The following is a 22,994-nucleotide window of genomic DNA, read 5'->3' on the forward strand; positions in this document are numbered from 1 at the left end:
TTTCATGAATTGCTCGTTTCTTCCCACAGATTAATAAGGTCTGCGCGCCGTTGTTCGGGCGTCACGCGCAGCTCGGTCAGCTGGCCGCCAGCGACCCGCCCTTCCACAAGGGTAGCATACGGCGCGTGCAGCTTGAACACAACGTCCCACGTGCGCGGCCAGGCTGGCAGCAGGTAGATGCTCGCGCCATTGGTTTGCATCAGCATCTCCTGCAGGCCGATCATGCCCGAGCCGCCCCAGTTGTGATCGGGCAGCCAGTCGTGGCCAGGCCCCCAGAACGCCGGGAACCGGCACGCGCCATCAGCCAGCTTGCGGATCGTCATCGCAGCCGCCTCGTCGGTCAGGCCCAGGCGCGCGCAGAAAATCGCATCCTGATGCCAGCTGATATGATTCTTCTGCGCGGGGATATCGGTGCCGTGCAGCCACGTGTCGATCGCGATCTGCAGGTCTTTTCGGCCAATGCCGTACTGCTCATACGGGAAAACCGGGTAGAGCTGCGGGATCTCGACATTGATAATCCCCTTCCAGTGCTCAGCGGGCGCGAGCACGGTTTTCCCATCCTTTTCGCGGAATGGCAGCGGCGGTATGCGCTGGAGCAGCTCGCGATAGTAGGCTCTGCGCTCGGCGTCGAGATAGTGTTCCGGCAGATCGAGCACCGCGCGCACGGTTGCGTCGAGCGCGGCCAGCGCATCGGTGGGATTCATGGCCAGCTTATAGGTCTCGCAGGCAGTCGATGGGAAGATCACGAGCTTGCCGTTTTCATCGAGCTTCTGGGTCGTCTCCAGCGCGTACATATACTGGTAGTGTTCGTCGAAGAAGCGAATCGCGCTTTCAATGAATGGCAGATACGCTGCGATATCGTTGCCGCTATAGACCTGATATTTCATGATCATGGCGGCGAATTCGAGCTGCGTGGTGTAGTAATATTTGATCCACGGGGCGACCTGCTCGGTTCGATCAAGCAAGGGGGTGCGACGGTGGATTGTGTCCGGGCTGTCCGGCCAGCCCCAGGCCCAGCCGATTGGCAGCCCGAAATTTTCCAGCTGCTCGGTGAATGAGCATCCCGCGTGGCCCCAGTAGGCCCGCGTGCGCAGCTCGGCATTGGCCAGCGCGCGGCGGTAAAACTCGAACTGCGGCGTCATCATGTCGAAATCGCCGCTTTTCAACAAGGGCCAGTAGACCAGGCGCTGATTTTGCGCGGTGAAGCTGCCGCCACCCCAGCGCCGAAAGTCGGCGCTCTCGCTTTCCCACGTCCCATCGTCGATCACGAAACACGGGTCGCTGGTAAACAGCCCGCCATTGAACTTGGTTGGATACTCGCCATAGGCGTTGCAGCCGAGCATATAGCGGAACAAGGCATAGTTGCGCCCGACCTGCCAGGGCTGGCGGTCGGCCAGCTTGGTGTCGGGGTCAATCACGATCGCGCTGCGCTGCCAGAACGCGGCCCACCATTGCTGCGTGGCCACACGCGCACCCGCGCGGTCGTGCGCGGCGGCGCGAACGTGCTCGTGCAGCTGCGTGAGCCAGGACGCGATGGTTGGTGTCTGCGCGGTATGCAGATAGATCGCGGCGTGCTGCTGGTGCGTGGGCTGTGCGCTTGCCAGCGTCCAGGCTGTGTACGGCGTCTGGATATAGACGCCGGTTTCAGCGCCCGCCGCGCGCATGGCGTCGCCGCGCATCAGGCCGCCAAAGGTGGTGTCGATCTGTGGGTTCCAGAGCTGATCTTTGTGCGCGGCCAGCCCTTCAAGCTCGACCACTTTATCAAAGAATAGCTCGTCGCTGCGATTGCGGTGATAGAAGATGATATCGTCGCCAGAGAACTGCACCTGATCGGGCTTCGTGGTGACCGAGCCGGGGTAGCCAACCGCGCTGGTGCTCGACATGCGCCGGTCGAATGGTATCTCGCGCGCGGCGAGCCGCCAGCTCTCGTAGCGAATCTCGCTGCGGATTGAGCGGTTGCTGTCCACTTCGATATGGATGACCGGGCGGAACACATCGACCCAAAGCTGCACGCGCGCGTGAAGCCCATCGTCCAGCGTGCCGGTGACTTCCAGATAGCCTTCGCGCAGTTTAAGCTCCTGCCGGAACGCTCCGCCAGCGAAGGGGTTCGGGTCGAGCCGCAGCCGCACGCGCCCGATCTTGAGCATCTGATTGTTCTCGTCGAAGCTGCCGCTGCGATCGATATAGAATAGCAGATCACTGTCTTCAACCCAAACATTCAGCCCGATATCGTGGCCACCAACCGGCATACTTTCGCCGGAATGGCGGCTCTGCGATTCCCATACAACATTGTAGGATTCAAGCTGATGCATTGATGTGCTTCCTTTGATTGCTTAACCCGAACTGACGTTCATTTGGGCAATATTGAGAGCGAATCGCCCAACCGCCGAGTCTTTATTCATCTATCGCGCCGAGTAAGGCGAGCGCGTTCTTCTGCGCTGCGCTGATGCCGACGACGCCGGAGATATTCATCCCTGCATAGGGGCCATCTGTCTGCAGGGTCTGCATGCACGCGCCCGTGGCAACATCCCAAAGCCGGATGGTTTCATCGGCGCTGCCGCTGGCCAGGGTGCGGCCATCGGGGCTGAAACGCACTGTTTCGATCAGATCGGTATGCCCATTCCAGGTGGCAAGCAAGCGCCCGCTGGGGATGGCCCAGAGCCGCACGGTGTTATCGCTGGCTCCAGTCGCGAGCAGCGTGCCGTCGGGGTGAAACGCCATCGACAGGATCATGCAGTTCTGGGCTGGCCAGGCGTAGAGCACCTGCCCACTCGCGACATCCCACAGGCGCATGGTGCGATCGTAGCTGCTACTGGCGAGCAGCCGGCCATCGTGACTGAATACGATCCACTTGATGCCATAGCTATGCCCATGCCATGTCTGGATGAGCTGGCCGCTTGCAGGATTCCAGAGCCGTATGGTTCGATCATGCCCGGCGCTTGCCACCAGGCTGCCATCCGGGCTGATCGCGCACGCGCGAACGCGATCGGTATGGCCGCGCAGGGTATGAATGAGCTGGCCAGCGTGCGCATCCCACAGCCGCACGGTATGATCGCTGCTGGCGCTCGCCAGGGTGAACCCATCGGCGCTGAACTGGATGGCCTCAACATCGTCGGTGTGCCCGTCGAGCGTGTGGACGACGCGGTTGCTGTGAATGTCCCAGAGCTGGATTTCGCGGTCGCGACCACCAACGCCGAGCAGCGCGCCATTCGGGCTGAACGCAACCGCGTAGACGCTATGCGGCTGGCCCTGAAACGTGTGCGCGGCCCGCCCGTGCGCCTGCATATCCCAGAGCCGCACAACGCCGTCCGCGCCGCCGCTCGCCAGAAGCTGGCCGTTGGAGCTGAAGTCGAGGGTGTAGATGTAGCTGCTGTGTGTGCGCAGCGTATCGAGTCGCCGCCCGCTCGCGACATCCCACAGGCAGATGGTTTGATCGACGCCCACCGTGGCGAGCATATGGCCGTCCCTGCTGAAGGCCAGGTGGTGGATCGGGTAGGCATGGCCGACAAGCGTATGCAGCGCCTGCCCGCTATGTGCATCCCACAGACACACAAACGAGTCGTGGCCGCCGCTTGCCAGCGTGTGGCCATCGGGGCTGATCACCACCCGGCGGATCATCTGGGTATGGCCGTTCAGCGTGTGAACAAGCTGGCTGCTGGCGGTTTCGCCCGAAATTTGCCAGAGACGGATCGTATGGTCGTAGCTGCCGCTCACCAGAATAGTTCCCGCAGCATCGAACGCGAGGGCCTGCACCTCATTGGCATGCGCCTGGAATGCTTGCAGCGGCACTGCCTGACCAAGCCGCCAGATATGTACGATTCCGTCGCCGCCACCACTTGCGAGAATTTGCGCATCGCTGGTAAAAGCCAGCGCATGAATACCAGTGGCATGCGCCTGCAGTGTCTGCTCCAGGCGTCCGGTTGGTACATCCCAGATCTGTACGACACCATCCCGGCCACTGCTGGCGAGCTTGCCGCCGTCGGGGCTGAATGTCACCTTCCAGGGCGTTTCGCTATGTTCCGACAATGTATGCAGAAGCTGCCCATGCGCGACATCCCACAGGCGCACCTTCTCGTCGGTGTCGGCACTCGCCAGCAGCCGGCCGTCGGCGCTGAATGTCGCAATCGAGGCGCCTGCGCCAAAGGTTTTGTATTCGCGCAGCAGCTGGCCGTCGGCGGCGCGCCACAGGCAGATTCGGCCGTTGGCCAGGCCGGCGACGCGCAACTGCCCATTTGCCTCGAAGTGCAGCGCCAGAATGTCGCCAAACGTGTAGGTAAACACCGACCGGGCCAGATTGGCGTCCCGAAAATCGACTTCGGGCAGGCGCGCGCCCTGAAGGTAGGCCTGCCAGATCGTGAGGCGCGAAAAGTCGTAGCCGCGCAGATCGGCGCCGAGGTGGAGCAGCAGGTTGAGCATGTTGCCAGCGGCGTAGCCAGGGGCAAGCTGGCGATCCTCACGCAGATCGGCGATGACCTGCTTCAGCTTTTCGACCAGCCGCGCGCTGCCCATCCGATCCACCAACTGCTCGGCGATCGGCTGTAAGATCACGCGCTCCTGGCTGGCGCGCACATACTCTTTGGCTGTCGCCTTGATCAGGGCATACCGATTAAGTGCAGAGAAGGTGGCAGGAAGGGGAGACGCGGAATTTGCAGATTGGCTCGCCCCGCCTCCCTGCCGACTTGTTGCCGTGTCGCCTGCTACCTCGCGGCAAATAGTGTCAACCAGCAGCTCGGTCACATATTCGGTGACCACATTCTGGAGCGTGCTGCCCTGCGCGCTCTGCTCGACGAGCGAACGTTGGCGCAGGCTGCGCAACGCTTCGAGCAGGGCGCGCGGCGGCCCCGCGGCAACAAGATTGTCGCGCAGCGCCTGCACGGCAACTGGCTCGCGTTCGATTGCCAGCCAGATCAGAATCTCCTGCTCAAGCGGCGAGAGGCGCGCGAACTGCTCGTCGAGCACAGTGCGAATATCGTCGAAGATCGGCGCCTCGGTGGCAAGAAAGCTGGCAATGTCGTTTTCAAAAAGTTCCTGCACCGTTTGCGTCACAAGTTTCAGCGCCAGCGGGTTGCCTGAATAGCGCCGAGCCAGATCGGCGGCCTGGGCGGGGGTGCTGCGCAGGCCGCGCGCGCCGAGCATGGCCTGGCTGGCAGCGATATCGAGCCCACTGAGCAGCAGCGCGCGAATCAGCGGACTGTCCCAAAGCGCCATGGCGTGCGGCCGCTCACGGCTGGTCAGCAGCAGGCAGCTTGTGTGGCGGCGCTCGGCGAATGCGCGGATGAGCTGATCGTAGCCAGCGTAATCGGGGCGAACCTGGCCCGGCTGGTCAGGCAGGAGGATGCTTTCGAGGTTATCGAGAACCAGCAGGCAGCGGCGCTGGCGCATGGCGTCGAAGAGCAGCGTCAGCAGGGCATCGATGTCGCTCGGCATAGGGGCCACGGGCTGGCGCGATAGCATTGGCAGAACACTGCGCACCAGCTCGTCGAGTGATGGGGCGTTCAGGAGCGAGCGCCAGATCACCACATCGAACTGCGCGGCCACGGCCTGGGCTGCTGCCGCCGCCAGCGTCGTTTTGCCCACCCCGCCGAGGCCCAAAATCGCCACCAGCCGGCAGCGATCCTCGGCCAGCCAGCGCCCCAGCCGCGCAAGCTCTGGAGCGCGCCCATACAATTGTGCCACCTCGGGCACATCGCTCCAGCCCGGCTGCTCGGACGCAGCGGCTATGGGGGCAGAAGACAAGCGAGCAACCGGCCATTCGTTTGCGTGGCTGCTGAACTCGCCGTTGCCTCGGCTGCTTAACCCGCCACGACGAATCTCCTCATACAGCGCGATCGTCGCGGGATCTGGCCCCACGCCCAGCTCCTGCTGGAGAAGGCGACGGCAGGCTTCGTACTGCGCGAGCGCCTCGCTATACATGCCAAGCCGCGCAAGAATACGCATGAGCTGGCGATGTGTTTCCTCGCGGTACGGGTCGAGCGCCAGCTGGCGGCGTGTGTACCGATGCGCCTGCCTGTAGTCGGCGCGCTCTTCGCAGCGCGATGCCAGCATGTGGAGCACCATCATGGCTTGCTGCTGGAATGTCTCGCGGTGCAGCAGCAGCCACTCTTCAAACGCTGGTGCGTCTGCCACACCAAAGCCGGCCAGAAGCTCGCCGTGATACAAGTCGGCGGCCTCGGCCAATCGCTGCAGGCATTCGTCGCAGGCAGATATGCTGGAATGCGCGTGGGCGGTGGTTTCGGCCAGCAGCTGCTGGAACCTGAGCGCATCGGCCGCCAGCACGCTCTGATTGAGCTGCACGGTTTGGCGCGTGATTGTCAGCAGGGCATCGCTTACGCCGGGCAGGCACCGATCAAGCGCCTGGCGTAGACGGTGGAGCGCCAGGCGCAGGTTGGTCAGCGCAAGCGACTGCGGCATTTCGGGCCAAAACAGGCTTGCCAATGCCTCGCGCCGGTGTGGTCGCGCGCCGCGCCCGCCGAGATCGGCGCGCGACTCCAGCGCAAGATATGCGAACAAGGCGCGAACCTTGTCGGTTGGGAAAACCGCGACGAGTGCTGCATCCAGGGTCACTTCAAACGTGCCCAGACAGCGCAGCAGGACGGGCGCAGCCGCTTTGTTGCTTGCCATAGAGTGAAACAAGAGCAGCTGCGCAGCCGTGCTGAATGGCCTTTAGCACCTGCGACAATTCGGCATGCAGCTCTCAAGTGGTATCAAACAGAGTGAAGGGCAAGAACGATTATAGCCCGAAATCAGGCCACTGTGAAGCGCCAATTATCGTGCTTGTAACGAGTCTTGCAACGAGCTTGACACGATTAGCTGCTACCGTAGCTCTCGCCGTACAGAGATCACAAATGACGTTTGGCCTCCATCGCTGTGTTGAAGATGGGCGATGTTGGGGCTTCGGAATAATGCTGAATGCTGCTGTAACACCATGCAAGCAGGGGGTATCGGATGCGCTGGTCATCGTATCGCCGATGTTGGTTCATTATTCTGGCAGTTCTGCTTGGCGGGCTAGCAATCAGCGTAGCCATTCAGCCCGCTGCCGCGTTCGTACAGCCCGACCCGGTGCGCGCCGCCTGGGAGCGCGCGCGCGATGCCGGCTCGTACCACTTCGCCAGCGATGTGAAACAGGTGACAATCCCCAGCCCGACCGTCACCAACGTTGGCCGCACCAGCCGCACGCAACAGATACACCTTGAAGGTGCCGCGGATCTGCGTGCGAACACGCTTGAGATGCGGCTCTGGTCGGATCAGGGCAGTGTGACGCAGGATGATACCGGGCTTGCAGTCAAGGTCGAGCAGGGCAAGACCTATGTGCGCCGTGGCGCAGGCGAGTGGCAGGAATCGAGCAGCCTGACCGATGGCCTTGCGCCGCAGGGCGATTTCATGGCCTACCTGAGCGCCGTACGCAATGTGCTGGCGCAACCGCCCGAGACGCGCGGCGGCATTCGCGTGACGCGCTACACCTTCACACTCGACGGCCCGGCCTTTGCCGTGCTGGTGCGCGACCAGATCGTGGCGGCGCTGCGCGCGAAAGGCGCGCTGACGCCCGGCGCTACGGTCGAGGTGCCAGCATACTACCGCGACATGACTGGCGACGGCGAGCTATGGGTTGGCGACAACGGCCTGCCGGTTCGCCAGATCCTGAATTTGAGCTTCCCCGCACAGCACGACGAGTCGCTCAACGCGAAGATTACGGTTGACTTCTCGCAGTTCGGCGCAGCGCCAGCCGTGAGCGCGCCCGGCTTGCTCGGCGTGCTACGCAATCACCAGACCGATCTCTCTAGCCTGGTGCTGCTTGCGCTGGGACTGGCCCTGGTGGCGAGCATGCTGCGCTACGGGCGCTCGCGCCGGTTGCAAAAGGCGCTGGCTATTCTTGCAATTGCCAGCATTGGCATTGGCCCGCTGCTGCAGGATCTGAAGCTGAGCGCGTTTCTGGAAGCGCAGGTAGCCCAGGCCGCCGAGCAGGACGAGCAGCGCCAAACTGACGCTGTGCAGCGCTCGATTATGTCGCAGGGTGGGCAGCCAGCGTTCGACCCGCACGCGAATCCGCTGACGGCCACGCAACCGGCCGATCTTGGGAATGTGTCGCAGGCCGCGCCCAGCGTGCTGGCCACCGACACCGGCGTCGACACCGATCAGGACGGCCTGACCGATTATCAGGAGGAGCGCGTCGGCACCGACGCGACCTACGCCGACTCGGACGAGGACGGCGTGCCGGACGGCGTGGAAGTTAAAGGATTTCCGTTCGGCGGGAAGACCTGGTACCTGAACCCCGGCGAGGCCGACAGCAACGGCGACGGCATCGCCGACGGGCAGGAGTGCTGGAAAACCCCACCCGCCCCCAGCACATCGCCCGCGCAGGTGCCGCCGTGCGACCTGGACACCGATGCCGACGGCACGCCCGACCTGTTCAACGCCGACAACGACGGCGACGGCGTGCCCGACCGGCTCGACCTCGCGCCCTCCACCGTCAGCTCGGCCGCCACGCCATACAGCGACGCCAGCCCGCTGAAGCTGACGCTGAACAACCTGACAGCCAATACGCCCGCGTTCGTCGATTTCCAGGTGCGCCCGCTCAGCGACAGCCACCTGCGCTTTGCGTTCAACGTGCTCGACTGGCCGAAAGACGACGCCGGCCAGATCCAGGACGTCGACGGCAAGACCTTCGCCGACGCGGCCACCGCGCAGGGGCGCGTACCTGCCGCGAACGAGTCGAACGGCGACATGAAGCTGATCCCCATGCTGGAGATCCGCATTCAGGGAACGACCACGAACCTGCCGCCGCAGCGCGATCTGACGCCGTACAACATCTCGGTCAACAACTACACGGCCAACGGCAGCACCAAAGTGGTGTACGTGCCGCTCAGCGTGATCACCGACGAGCGCACCGGCATGCCGGTGGCGTTCAACGCGCGCATGCGATACCAGTCCAGCGGCACGTGGCCCAGCGCGCACGAGGTGCGGCTGGTCTGGGCCGTGCAGGCGCTGGTCGATCAGCCCTGCGACCGCAACAACCCGCAGGATGTTGCCCAGGGCTGCGCGGCCGATAGCCACATTCACAACCTGTCGCAGGTGGTGCAGACCTACTACGACGGCTGGCGGCTGGCCGGCATGAACGTCAGCGAGCAGCACGGCGCCAAGACCGCGATCATCTACGAGGACCCGGCGGTCGACGCCGACGCGCGCGACGACACCTCGCTGGTGGCGCTGTCGCACGGCCTCGATAACTCGTTCCTGGCCGGGCGCGACGACAACACCGACGGCAAGCGCGACGTCGACATCGACGAGATCGCCCGCCGCTTCGACCGCGACGGCAATGGCAGCGTCAGCTCCGATCTGCGCTGGGGACTCGACAACAACGCCAATGATCTTCAGGTCGAGCGGCACGACTACCCGAGCTTCGACCAGGCTGTGAACGCGACCGTTGTGACCGACACGCTCGGTGTTCTCAATACGCGTTTCAATGCCGGCTGGAACGCCAACCACACGCTGAAGCCAACGCTCATGTTCACCTATGAGCAGCAGTCGCGCGCGCTGGGGCTGGACGCGGCCGGGCCCAAGGATGGCTACATCGCGCTGGGCAGCGGCGGCGAGGTCACCGTCGATATGCACCCGGCCGGCAAGCCGCAGGCCGCGCTCACCACCATCGCCGGCCTGAAATGGACGCAGTACTGCCGCCCCGACGCAGCCAGCGCATGGTCGATCTGCGACGCCGAAACTGCGTGGAACGAGCTGGAAAGCCGCTATGGCAGTACGCCATTGCCGGGCGATTCCGCTGATCCCGACACAGCGGCGGGCCGCACATTTCTCATTCAGCTCTACTCAAACTCACTTTCCCAGGGAATCAATCGCGTCGTCCAGCAGGATGCGACAATCGTTTCCGCGCGCTACTCGCTCAAGAGCGACTCGGACGCGGCGCGCACGATCCGCACGGCGCTCGGCTCGGGCGGCGCGGCGGTCAAGTTCCTGGCGAACGCGGCGATTCTGGCGCGCTACGTCAACGGCATCTCGATGGTCAAGCAGCTTGGCATCGTCGTGCGGCGCCTGGGCAGCGGCACCGTCGGCCGGGCGATTATCACCGTCAAGAATTTCAAGAGCAACCGGCTCGCCGGAACGGCGATTGTGCTGACCACCGCGGCCGTGATTGGCGGCCTTGGCGCGATGGAAGTGCTGTCCGATCAAGGGAGCTTCAACGCGAAAATCACGCTCAAAGTCTTTTCGCTCGCGCTGCGCACATTCGCCGCAGTCATCGATCCGATCCTCACATTGCGCGGCTGGAACCAGGCACTTGCGGCGGCGGGCGAGACGGCACAGCTTGCGCGGGGCAGCACCGAGGTGATCGGCACCTCGCGCTTCGCCGGCGCAATCGGCTCGGCGATTGCGATTGGCGTGACCTGGGGCTTCTTCATCTACAGCATGGTCAGCAATCACATCTCCGCATTCAGCCCCGATTTCAACAAAGCGCTGGCGGAAACCATCGCAGCGACGATCTACCTGATCGTGCTGGCGATCCTTTCGGCCACGATTGTTGGGCTGATCCTTGTGGGCATCGTCAGTATTATCGACGCGATTCTGACCGCAGTGTGCGAGCTGGGGGTTGACGATCTGCGCACGGTGCCGGGGCTGGGTGGGGCGTGCTTCACGCTCAGCACGGCGGCGATCAAAGGCATCGCCTACTTCCTGTACAACTACGATGTGATGATCGACACCGGCCGCACCGATATGGTCGGGCCCGGCGCGCCGCAGACGACACTGGCCGACCCCACCAAGGGCTTTGTGACCGGCAACGACCTTTCGATCACCATGCCAATCACCACCCACGCGGTGCACAAGGACCCCGACCCGGCCAACGGCATCTACATCAACTTCTACCTGTGGTTTTTCTCCAGGGACAACCTGCGCTCGACCACGTTCAAATACAGCCTGACGCAGACCAGGCAGGATGTTACCGGCGTCGGGCGCGACCAGATGAATGGCGCGTGGCAGAATGTTGGCCAGGACCACAAGTATGTCGCCACGCCGATGTACGGCGGCTACGCCACCACGACGCCGCCGCCGGTGACCGGCATCAGGCTCCAGCCGGGCCTGAACAAGCCGGCGTCGTTCTACCTGAACATGGGCTACGCGCTGCCGGCCTATGAGTGCTGGGGCATTCCAATCCTGTTCGGCTTCTACCCGCTGCCGGTGTGTTATACGCGCACCTTCACCGGCAATAGCTCGTCGAAGATCGACACAATGCGCTACGACATCTTCCCCGACACGCTCGACGGCTTCATGACGCTCGGCGCGAAGAGTGGCGGCTTTGGGCAGAGCTGGGATGGCGCGTTCACCGCGCTGGCGGATGCCGACGGCGATGGCCTGCTGTCGCCCAGTCACGGCGGTCTAGACCCCAACGACGCGAGCTGGGATGCCGACGGCGACGGCTTATCCGACACCTACGAGCTGGAGCGCCGCCAGAGCGGCGTGGCCTACTCGCCCATCCAGTGCGACAGCGACGGCGACGGCCTGACCGATGGGCAGGAATCCCAGCTTGGCGTCAACCCATCCAGCAAGGACACCGATAACGACGGACTCACCGACGCGCAGGAAGTCTGGCATCAGGTGTATAACACCAGCACCTGCGCGCCGACCGGCACCTGGGCTGGCGGGTGGGATGTGGCGATTGGCGGAACGACCGCGCTGACCGCGCATGTGTCGTCCAACCCACTCGAAGTCGACAGCGACGCTGACGGTGTCAGCGACCAGGCTGAGCGCCAGCTTGCGCAGAGCACCGACCCGGCCAAGCGCGTCGATAATCGCGGCGTGCCGTACAACCCGAATGTGTTCAATACCCCGCCGATCAGCGTGTACGCGGAAACCGACCAGCGGTTCGTGCGCCCCGGCCAGACGCTTGTATACACCACCACGGTGATCGCGAACGCCGCGCTCGCGCCGAGCGTGCTCGACATCACTGCGCCCGCTGCGCTCGGCGGCTCACCGAACCCGGCCGCGCTGCCGTTCAACCCGGCAACCTTCACAACCGCGCAGACCGTGACGCAGCAAACGAACCTGACGGCGCAGGCCGGGATCGCCAGCCAGACACTGGCGATCACAAGCAGCGTGCGCGCGCGGCTGGCGCCAACCGGGCCGGCGACACTGGGCTGGGACCCATACACGCTCCAGACGCTTGGCTCCGTCGCGCAGACGCCGCGCTTCATCACGCCGGCGGCGTCGCAGCCCGGCCGGCAGGACAGCTACTTCGCCGCAACCATGACCTCGGATAACGCCAGCCGCGGCGGCACCGGCGCGATCCTGCTAACCGGCATCCCAGGCGGCCAGACCAGTGGTGTATTCAACAACGTCAGCCCCTACTTCGCAGGCGACGGGCCGGCGAACATTGCGTGCAACAACGCCGGCATCTGTATGATCGTGTGGGACATCTATCGCGGCCTGCCGATCACGTTCGGCGATGTCACCTATGGCTCGATCATCCAGCCGAATGGGCAAATGAACACCTTCACCATCTCGCAGGTCGCGCCGGGCCGCCACACCTTCCACCCGGCGATAGCCAGCGACGGCACGAACTTCCTGGTGGCCTACGACTCGGCGATCGACGGCGACACCAAGCTTGTTCTCAGGCTCTATGATCCCTCGGGCAACCAGCTCAGCACGACCAGCCTGCAGGTCGAAGCCACGCGCGCCGTCAGCGCGGCGACGCCCAGGCTTGGCATCGCGCTGGCGTGGCTGGGCGACCGCTACGGCATTGCCTGGAAGTTTCTGAACCCCACTCGCAACTCGCCGCTGCCAATCCTCTACACCGGCACGATCAATCGCGACGGCAGCGTCCCGAATTCGCTGGGGACAGGGTGGGGCGCGACCGAACTGTACCACGACGACACCGGCACACCGTCGCTGGCGTACGACCCGGTGAACAAGCGCACGCTGATCGTCTATCGCTCCGGCAGCATCGACGTCTACTATCTGCTGTTCAATGGCAGCGACATCACGACATCCGGCCAGCTGATTGGCTATGACCGCGTTGCACGGCTCGCTCCGAACTTCACCACGCAGGAGCAGGCGCACGTAGCCTACAACCCCATGGTCAACGCCTGGCTGATCAGCGCGGGCGGCCGGACGCACCTGTTCAACCCGGCCAACCTCCGCGATCAGCTCCTGTTCTCGCAAACCGTGGTTGGCAGCGGCGACCTGAATATCGCCTGCCCGCCGATCTCCAGCCTGCCGGTGGCCAACCTGCGCTTCGAGGAAACGCCGGGTGCCACAACCTTTGCCGACAGCTCGGGGAACGGCAATACCGCGACCATCAATCGCGGCAGCGTCGTCGCGGGCGATCCGGGGGCGACGGACAACGCCGGGAGCCCGATCGGCACGCCGGCGTCGGACTACTCGGTTCGCTTTGACGGCGGCGGAAACGAGCTGAACCTCAACAACCCGCTGGGCAATGACTTCACTGTAGCCTTCTGGTATCGGGCCGACGCAAACAGCGACGACAGCCCCTTCTTCGTCGGCTCTGGGTATCCGATCTACACGGGCCAGCCCGATGGCTTCACGATCCAGATCCAGAACAACGTAAACGCGATCCAGTTCACCGCCGGTGGCGTGATCATGAATGCCACCGCGCCGAATCCGCTGAACAACGGCAAGTGGCACTACGTCGTCGCCACCCGCAGCAGCAGCGGCACCATGGCGCTGTACCTGGACGGCAACCCCACACCGGTCGGCACCGCGTCCGGCTCGGGCCAGCTGCATATGTTCTCGGTTGTGCAGATCGGCTTTGGTGGCACGCGCGTGAACCTCGACGACTTCCAGCTATACAACGCCGTGCTGAGTCCGGAAACAGTGCAGGCGAGCTACTCGCGCTCGCTTCAGTCCTACTGCGTCGGCGTCTCGCCATCGCTGTACAAGTGGGCCAAGATCAGCGCCAGCACGCCCGACACACGCGGCGGCAAGCTCACTGCGACGGGAGGCGTGACGGTCACAGTCGACGCCGACAAACCGACGTCGGCAGTCGGCGGTTTGCGCGACGGCCAGTATGTGCAGGGCAGCAAGCTTGGCACGCAGAATCTCACGATTGGCGGCAGCGCCAGCGACCCAACCTCCGGTATCTCCGGCGTCGAATTGAGCATCAACGGCACGGCGTGGCGGTCGGCCAGCGGCGCGGCAACCTGGGCCTACGACCTCAACCTGGGCGATGGCCCCTATACCATCCAGACCCGCGCGACTGATCTTTCAGGGAATGTTGAAACGCCGGGCGCCGGCATCACCGTGCGCTCCGACGCCAATCCGCCGCAGGTGACACTGGGCGCGCTCGCGACCAAACCGGTCAAGCCGGCGCGCAACGCATCCGGTCAGTGGACAGTCGCGCTCACCGGCACCGTCAGCGACCCGGCTGCCGGTGGCGGGCCGATCGTTCCTGGTAGCGGTGTGGCAACGGTCGAGGTCTTGCTGCGCGGGCAGGGCGATACCGCCCAGGGCAATCGCTGGCAGCTCGCTACACTGAACGGAAACACCTGGACGCTGAACTATGCCTTCGCCGACGGCTTGCCCGACCCGACCGGCGGCTACACCGTGCTGGTGCGCGCCACCGATAATGTTGGCAACATCAGCGCCGACGACGCGGCCAGCGGCACGCTGCTGCTGGATGCCACCGGCCCGACCGCCGCGCTCAGCGCGATCGACTCGGCGCGGCTGGTGATCTCCGACACACTCACGCTTGGCGGCGTGATCTCCGACACCGCCAACATCCCGGCCAGTGTCGCCGGCATCGACAAGCTCGAAATCGCCTTCACGCCCGTCGAACAGATCGCGGCACTGCCCTCCGATATTTCGAGCGACCAGGCCGACGCGCAGCTCAACCGCACCTGGCTGCCCACGACGGTGGCACAGCGCGGGGCTGGGGTGGCAACCAGCGCGTGGAGCTTTCGTGTGCCGGAGGGGCTGGAAGGCGAGTACCAGATCGATCTGCGCGCCACCGACATGCTTGGCAATGTGCTGCGAACATCGGGCGTCTGGCATGGCGTGATCGACACGCTGGCGCCGCGCGTGACGTTTACGGCGAGACGCACCGGCGCGAACTACACCAACGGTCGCGGCACACCGCAGGCGGCGATCACCTACACATGCAGCGCCACCGACCGCTACCTGAGCGAAACGGACTATGTGTGCCCCGGCGAGGCGCTTCAGACGCCGACCCGCGTCTACAGCAACAACGCGGCGCTGCAAACCCTGTTCCCGGATCGGACGATCCGCAGCGGGCTGGTGATTTCCTACACGGTCTGGCAGGCGGTCCCAGAGCCCAGCGCGACCATGCGTGCCTGTGATGGCTACGGGCATTGCGCGACCGCCAGCACGCCCGCCGGAACGAGCGCGCAACGCACGCAAACGGCCGCGTCGCTGACTGCGGCGGCGCCGGGCGCGCCACAATCCGCAGTTGTGGCCCCCAGCGAGCGAGGCTACGTGGCCGGAACCACCTCGATCAGCGTCACAGTCGCGGCAGAGGCCGGCCAATCGCTCAAGCAAGTCACGCTTCTGCTCGACAACGCCGCGGTCAGCACGCTGAACTTCGCGCAGGCCGACACTGTGACGCGGACGTTGCGGACGGTTGCCGTGCCGATCGCCGGTGAGGGCAAGCACACGCTCGCCGCGCGCGCCACCGATTGGGCCGGAGCGACCCAGTCCACTGTCTACCCGGTCAGCTTCACGCTGGACACCCAGGCGCCGTCGCTAGCCCTGGACGCGAGCACGCTGACGACCGCCGACACCTACCAGCTTGGAAGCAACATTCTGCGCTTCAATGGCACCGCCGCCGATAGTGCCGACCTCGCCACGGTGCAGGTGCGCGTGGGCGACCAGCCGTTCAGCGACGCGACCATCGACGGTCAGGGCGGATGGCACACTGCCTTGTACGTCCCGGATCCAGAGGGCAAGACGCTGGCAGTTACCGTGCGGGCGCTCGACTACGCCGGTCGTGTGACGCAAATCACGCGCAATGTCGGCACGAACCTGTCGTCCACCGACGCGCCAGACACCAGCATCAGCGCCGGCCCGGCCAATCCCAGCCCGGTCAACACGGCGACCCTCGTCTTCACCGGAACGTCCAGCATCCGCAGCGTGTCCGCATTCGAGTGCCAGCTCGATGACGGCCAGTTTGCGCCGTGCGCCAGCCCGCTCAGCTACAGCGAACTCAGCAAGGGCGCGCACACCTTCCGCGTGCGCGCCGTGGACGCGCAAGGGTTTGTCGACCTGTCGCCCGCCAGCGCAAGCTGGACGGTGAGCCCGAGCGCGCTTGACGCGACGATCACCGCCGGCCCGACCAACCCGAGCAGCAGCCGCGACGCCAGCTTTAGCTTCAGCGGAACCGGCAGCTCGCTTGAGTGCGCGCTCGACGCGGCCAGCTTCAGCGCGTGCACCAGCCCGCAGCGCTACACCGGGCTGGCCTACGGCGCGCACACGTTCCAGGTGCGCGCCCGCAGCGCTTCGGGCCAGACCGGCGCTGCCGCAGCATTCAGCTGGACGGCGGTGAACGCGGCTCCTGTGGCAAACGCCCAGACGGTCATTATGGCGGAAGGCGGCACCGTGTCGATTACCCTCGCGGCCAGCGACGGCGACCCACTGACCTACCGGGTAATGAGTGGCCCGGCGCATGGCGTGCTGGAGGGCGTTGCGCCGAACCTGCGCTACACGCCTGATACGGGCTTCAGCGGCGTGGAGCGTTTCACATTCATCGCGAGCGACGGGCAACTCGACTCACCGGCGGCGACCGTGACGGTGAACGTCGCGCCGCTGGTTCGCCCGCCGACATTCGCCAAAGGGGCAGACATCACAGTTGCGGAAGACTCGGCGGCCTACAACGCAGCCTGGGCTAACGGAATCTCGGCTGGCACCGGTACCCCGCCGCTGACTTTCCGCATTGCAAGTAACAGCAACCCGGCACTCTTCAGTGTTGCGCCGAGCATCGCGCCCGATGGCAAGCTCAGCTTCACGCCCGCCGCCAATGCCAGCGGGAGCGCCAGCATCTCGGTCGTGCTCACGAACAGCCAGGGCGTAGCGAGCGCGCCGCAGAGCCTCACGATCACGGTCACGCCCGTCAACGACGCGCCGACGATTGTGCTGGCGGCGGGCGGCCAGTGCGCAAGCACCGGCGCGAGCGGCACGTTCAACCTCGCGGTTGCCGACGTGGATGGTGACGCGCTTAGCCTGAACGGCAGCTCGTCGAACACCGCGCTCGTGCCGGCCAGCGCAATCACGTTCGGCGGCAGCGGAACCAGCCGCACCGTCACCGTCGCGCCGGTGGTGCCGAGCAAGAGCGGCAGTGCGGTCGTCACGCTCACACTCAGCGACGGCAAGGGCGGCAGCGCCACGCTGACGTTCGCGGTCGTGGCCGGCACCACTGGCAACGAGACGATCAGCGCGAGTGGCAGCGGCGCGCAGATCGTCTTCGGGCTGGCCGGCAACGACGCGCTGAATGGCGGGAGTGGCCGCGCCCTGCTGTGCGGCGGCGACGGCAACGACAGCCTGAACGGCGGGGCAGCCGACGATGTGCTGGATGGCGGGGCGGGCAACGACAGCCTGAGCGGCGGGGCGGGCAACGATGCGCTCGCGGGCGGCACTGGCAACGACAGCCTGAGCGGCGGGGCGGGCAACGACAGCCTGAGCGGCGGCGATGGCAACGATGCGCTAACCGGCGGGCTGGGCGCTGATTTCTTCAGTGGTGGCGCGGGCAACGACAGCGCAGCCGACTTCAACGCGAGCCAGGGCGACACGCGCGACAACACGATACCGTAGGCAACCACAAGTTCAAGTTACCAGATATGAGCGCTCGCAGCAGGCACGATCTCGCTTGATGTGAAGCGGCGTCGGCTGCATGCGCGGCGAGCACGGCGCGAGGGTTGATGGTACTGGGTGAGCGGAGATGGGGACGTTCGCTGCTACCGGCTGGGCAGGTGGCAAGGCCTGGCCGATGTCGCAGTCCATGGGAAAGCAAGCGCCTACGGAGCTCGGGCGTCGGGAATGCCGAACAGATTGCCATTGAAAGAGTACTTACTGGAACAGCATAAAAAGAACGCAATCGCCGGCTACGGCACCGGGTCGTAACCGCCGTGCGACCAGGGGTGGCAGCGCAGGATGCGGCGCGCGCCAAGCCAGCCGCCTTTCAGAATGCCATACTTCTCAATCGCCTGATAGGTGTACACTGAACAGCTCGGCGTGTAGATGCAGCTTGGCGGCAACAGCGGGCTAAGAAATCGCTGGTAGCCGCGAATCAGCAGCAGAAATGGCCTGTTGATAATCTGTTTCATTGGCGCAGTGTCTCCCACACCAGGTGCGGCAATTGCGGAATAATCAGCATTTCGAGCGCGAGCCGCACCGCGCCCGTCGAGCCGGGCAGGCAGAATACGCACGCGCCGCCATGCAGGCCAGCGGTGGCGCGCGACAGCATGGCCGCCGCGCCGATCTGCTGGTAGGAAAGCATGCGAAATAGCTCGCCAAAGCCGGGCAGGCGCTTTTCCAGCAGGCCATCAATCGCTTCAAAAGTGCTGTCGCGCCGGGTAATGCCCGTGCCGCCATTCGTGATGATCACCTGGCATTCACTGGCCGCCCAGGCGCGCACCTGCGCCGCAATCGCCGCCGGCTCGTCTTTCGCCAGCGCGTAGGCCACCACGGCATGGCCGGCTTCTTCCAGCAGCGCGCGGGCGGCTGCGCCGCTGGTGTCGGTGTCGGGCGTGCGCGTGTCGCTGATCGTCAGCACGCCGCAGCGGATCGCCTGCGTGATCGCGGCCTGCGCCTGCTGCTCGTGGTCTGCGTGGCCCATAGTGCTCCTTCATATCGCATCGTAGCGCCCCATGCTACCACGCCGCGCCGCGCCTGCCAAGTCGCCGCCGAATGCCGTCCTGCACCCACATTTCGCCACCGAACCGTTGCTTGACTGTGGCACTCGCTCGTGCTATGATCTGCCGCGCTACGGTATTGTGCCGTAGGGCAATAAGTAGGGCGCATTGCTGCGCCACGCCGTCGTTGCCATTCATTCTGCGACAGCCGACCAATTGCGCCGACTGCCTGTTGGCGTTTTTTTGTTGGCCAAAATTTCGCATTCCCTCCACAGTCATTCTACCGGGCCGTGGTTGCAGTTGAGAATGGTAGAACCCTATGATGTCTGAATTAAAGCGCTTTCTGGTTGGCCAACCGCTTGAAACATCGGCGCAGCATAACCAGCGCCTCAGCAAGCGCATTGCGCTGGCTGTGTTCTCGTCGGATGCCCTTTCGTCGGTGGCATACGCGAGCGAGGCAATTCTGTTTGTGCTGGTGCTGGCAGGGCCAGCGGCGCTCCCTCTGGTTATTCCGCTTTCGGTAGCGATTGTTGTGCTGCTGCTGATCGTCGGCTTTTCCTACCGGCAAACGATCCACGCCTACCCCAACGGCGGCGGCGCATATATTGTGGCGCACGAAAATCTGGGCGAGATCCCCGGCCTGATCGCCGCTGCCTCGCTGCTGATCGATTATGTGCTCACCGTCGCCGTCTCGATCTCGTCGGGCGTATTTGCGATCACCTCGCTGGCGGCGGCGTGGGGCTACCCAACGCTTGGCGACTACCGAGTTGAAATCGCGCTGGTGTGTATCGCGCTGATCACCATTATCAACCTGCGCGGCGTGAAGGAAAGCGGCGCGATCTTCTCGGTGCCGACCTATATTTTCATCATTAGCATGGTTGGCATGATCGTGGCCGGGCTGTTCCGCGTCGCGCTGGGCGGCTGGGCGGTGGCAGCCCCGGCCTTTGAGCATAGCGCCAGCCAGGCCGAGCCGCTGGGCCTGTTTCTGCTGCTGCGTGCCTTTGCAGCTGGCTGCACCGCGCTCACTGGCGTGGAAGCGATTTCGAATGGCGTGCCGGCCTTCCAGCAGCCCGAATCGAAGAATGCCTCGAAAACCTTGCTGTGGATGATCGTAACCCTCGGCGGCATGTTCCTGGGTATCAGCGTGCTGGCGCACTTCTACGGCGCGGTGCCGCGCGAAGATCAGAGCGTGGTTGCGCAGATCGCCACGCAGATTGTTGGCACTGGCACGCTGTTCTTTATTATTCAGGTCGCCACCGCCCTGATCCTGGTGCTGGCCGCCAACACCAGCTATGCCGACTTCCCGCGCCTGGCGTCGCTGCTGTCGCGCGATCGCTTTCTGCCGCGCCAGTTCTCCAGCCGCGGCGACCGGCTGGTGTTTTCGAATGGTGTTCTGGCGCTGGGTGTGTTCGCCGCACTGCTGGTGATTGCGTTTAACGCGCGTGAGCAGGCCATGCTGCCGCTGTACGCGATTGGCGTCTTTATCTCGTTCACGCTCTCGCAGTTTGGCATGGTGCTGCACTGGCGGCGCACCCGCGAGCCGGGCTGGAAGACCAGCGTGCTGATCAATGGGCTTGGCGCGATCATGACGGCGATTGTGCTCAGCGTGATTGTGCTGACCAAATTCACTCAGGGCGCGTGGGCGGTGCTCTTGCTCACGCCCATCCTGGTGCTGATTTTCCGCGCCATCCACAAACATTATAAGGATGTTGCGCGCCAGCTTTCGCTGGAGAAGCTGGGCCGCGTGCAGGCCGTGCGCCGCCACACCGCCCTGGTGCTGGTTTCGGGCGTGCACCGCGGCGTGATCCCCGCGCTGGAGTTTGCGCGCTCGCTCGCGCCCGACAATACCACCGCCCTGTTCGTCGATCTTGATGCCGAGCAAACCAACCGCATCAGGACGAAGTGGGAGCAGTGGGGCAGCGGCATTCCTCTTAAAGTCCTCGATTCACCCTACCGGAGCCTGGTGCGCCCGATTATGCGCTATATTGACGAAGTTGATGCGGAATACGACGACGATGTGCTTTCGGTCGTTCTGCCGGAGTTCATTCCATCGAAGTGGTGGCAGCACCTACTGCATAACCAGACGGCGCTGGCAATCAAGGCCGCGCTGCTGTTCCGCAAAAATATCGTCGTTATCAGCGTTCCCTATCATCTCGAGCGGTAGGCAGCAGGCGCGGTTTACCCGCCCGGAACAGACACCACTGATCGCACGCCGCCCGCTGGCAGGAATACTGCCGCCAGCGCTTGAACCGGCGGGCGATCAGTGCTATGATTCGCCCGTCCTTTGTAGCTATTTGAGATGGAAAGCATGCTTGCGGAACTGAAACGCCTGATGGTTGGCCAGCCGCTCGCCACCGAGCAGCTTGCGCACGAGCGCTTAACCAAGCGGATTGCGCTGGCCGTCTTCTCCTCCGACGCCCTCTCGTCGGTCGCTTATGCCACGGAAGCTATTCTGATCGCGCTCATGGCGGCGCAAAGTGGCGCGCTTGGCTTTGCCACGCCAATCTCGGTGGGCATTGCGCTGCTGCTGATCACGGTGGCCTTTTCGTACCGGCAGACGATCATTGCCTACCCGCAGGGTGGCGGCACCTACATTGTGTCGCGCGAGAACCTGGGCGTGACGCCCTCGCTGGTGGCGGCATCGGCACTGCTGATCGACTATGTGCTGACTGTGGCGGTGAGTATGTCGGCGGCGGTGGCGGCGATCACTTCGGCGGTGCACATGCTCGAGCCCTACCGCGTCGAGCTGGCGATCGGCCTGATCAGCCTTGTGACGCTGGCAAACCTGCGTGGCATCAAGGAATCGGGGCGGATCTTTGCGATCCCAACCTACCTGTTCATCGGCAGCATGTTTGCGCTGATTGGCGTGGGCCTGGTGAAGGTGATGCTCGGCGGTGGCAGCGTGCCCGCCGCGCCGGTGCCCGCCATTCCCTACATGCCGGAAGAGTTTCAGGAGCTGACATTCTTTCTGCTGCTGCGCGCCTTTGCGGCGGGCTGTACCGCGCTCACTGGCATCGAAGCGATTGCCGACGGCGTGCCAGCCTTCCAGAAGCCCGAATCGCGCAACGCCTCGATCACGCTGGTGATTATGGCGGTGATTCTGTGTACGATGTTTCTTGGCACGACCGTGCTGGCAAACGCCTACCATATTATTCCCGACGGCAGCCTCGAGCCAGAAACAGCCAACTCGCAGCTTGCGCGCATGATTTTCGGCAATAACTCGCCGTTCTATTATGTGCTGCAAGTCGCGACCATGCTCATCCTGGTGCTGGCCTCGAACACTGCCTTTGCCGACTTCCCGCGCCTTTCGTACTTCCTGGCACAAGATCGCTTTCTGCCGCGCCAGTTTGCGCAGCGCGGCGACCGCCTGGTGTTTTCGAATGGCGTGGTGGCGCTTGGTATTTTTGCGGCAATCCTGGTGATCGCCTTTGGTGCACGCGAGCAGGCGCTGCTGCATCTGTATGCGGTCGGCGTGTTTCTTTCGTTTACGCTCTCGCAGTTTGGCATGGTGCAGCGCTGGCGCAAAATACGCACGCCTGGCTGGCAGCGCAACGCGGCAATCAATATGCTCGGCGCACTCGTGACCGGGATTGTGCTGGTGGTGATCGCCTCAACGAAGTTCCTTGAGGGCGCGTGGGCGGTGCTGATGCTCATCCCAATCATGGTCATTCTGCTGCGCAGCATCCACCACCATTATATTGCCGTGGCGCGGCAGCTTTCGCTGGCCGACGCAGCGCCGCCAACGGCTGTGCGCCGCCATACCGCTGTGGTGCTGATCAGCGGTGTGCATCGCGGCGTGGTGCCGGCTCTGCAATACGGTCTGTCGATCGCGCCGGATAATGTCACGGCCGTGTATGTCGATATGGATTCCGAGGCCACGGCCAAGCTGAAGGAGAAGTGGAAGCACTGGGGAAGTGGCGTGCCGCTGACGGTGCTTTCGTCGCCCTACCGCTCGCTGCTGCGCCCGCTGATGCAGTACATCGACGAGATCGATGCGCAGTACGACGATGATGTGCTGACGATCATTCTGCCGGAGTTTATTCCGTCGAAGTGGTGGCAGCACCTGCTGCATAACCAGACGGCGCTGCTGATCAAGGCCGCGCTGCTATTCAGCAAGGGCAAAATCGTCACCAGCGTGCCCTACCACCTCGAAGATTAAGGGCCGCACAAGCGAGA

The 22,994-nt window shown here is 64.1% G+C and carries 7 protein-coding genes; 3 read left to right on the forward strand and 4 right to left on the reverse strand.

The window, feature by feature from the left end:
* Positions 1 to 2: 2 nt before the first annotated feature.
* Positions 3 to 2,312 (reverse strand): DUF5703 domain-containing protein, encoded by a 2,310-nt coding sequence (locus M1P90_RS09565; protein WP_483702387.1) that lies wholly within the window; start codon positions 2,310 to 2,312, stop codon positions 3 to 5.
* 82 nt (positions 2,313 to 2,394) lie between these two features.
* The gene (locus tag M1P90_RS09570) at positions 2,395 to 6,621 is read right to left on the reverse strand and encodes a WD40 domain-containing protein (RefSeq protein ID WP_483702388.1); all 4,227 of its coding nucleotides are present in this window, start codon (positions 6,619 to 6,621) and stop codon (positions 2,395 to 2,397) included.
* 324 nt (positions 6,622 to 6,945) lie between these two features.
* Here M1P90_RS09570 and M1P90_RS09575 point away from each other — a divergent pair, with 324 nt between their 5' ends.
* The gene (locus M1P90_RS09575; RefSeq protein WP_483702389.1) at positions 6,946 to 17,778 is read left to right on the forward strand and encodes an Ig-like domain-containing protein; all 10,833 of its coding nucleotides are present in this window, start codon (positions 6,946 to 6,948) and stop codon (positions 17,776 to 17,778) included.
* 290 nt (positions 17,779 to 18,068) lie between these two features.
* Here the strand turns inward: M1P90_RS09575 and yidD are convergent, their stop codons facing one another.
* Both yidD and M1P90_RS09585 read right to left on the reverse strand, forming a co-directional pair.
* A complete protein-coding gene (yidD, locus tag M1P90_RS09580; protein WP_483702390.1) occupies positions 18,069 to 18,290 on the reverse strand; it encodes a membrane protein insertion efficiency factor YidD in 222 nt (73 codons plus the stop codon).
* Positions 18,287 to 18,802: a MogA/MoaB family molybdenum cofactor biosynthesis protein gene (locus M1P90_RS09585; RefSeq protein ID WP_483702391.1), complete on the reverse strand. Its 516-nt coding sequence runs from the start codon at positions 18,800 to 18,802 to the stop codon at positions 18,287 to 18,289. Before M1P90_RS09585 ends, yidD begins: the two co-directional genes overlap by 4 nt.
* A gap of 335 nt (positions 18,803 to 19,137) precedes the next feature.
* Between M1P90_RS09585 and M1P90_RS09590 the strand changes: the two genes are divergently transcribed.
* Together M1P90_RS09590 and M1P90_RS09595 are read left to right on the forward strand one after the other, a co-directional pair.
* Positions 19,138 to 20,982, forward strand: a complete 1,845-nt coding sequence (locus M1P90_RS09590) for an APC family permease (protein WP_483702392.1) — start codon at positions 19,138 to 19,140, stop codon at positions 20,980 to 20,982.
* A gap of 144 nt (positions 20,983 to 21,126) precedes the next feature.
* Positions 21,127 to 22,977 carry an APC family permease gene (locus tag M1P90_RS09595; protein ID WP_483702393.1) on the forward strand — a complete coding sequence of 617 codons (1,851 nt, stop codon included), beginning with the start codon at positions 21,127 to 21,129 and terminating at the stop codon, positions 22,975 to 22,977.
* The last annotated feature ends 17 nt before the right edge of the window (positions 22,978 to 22,994 follow it).

Source organism: Kouleothrix sp. 19917 (assembly GCF_057073505.1).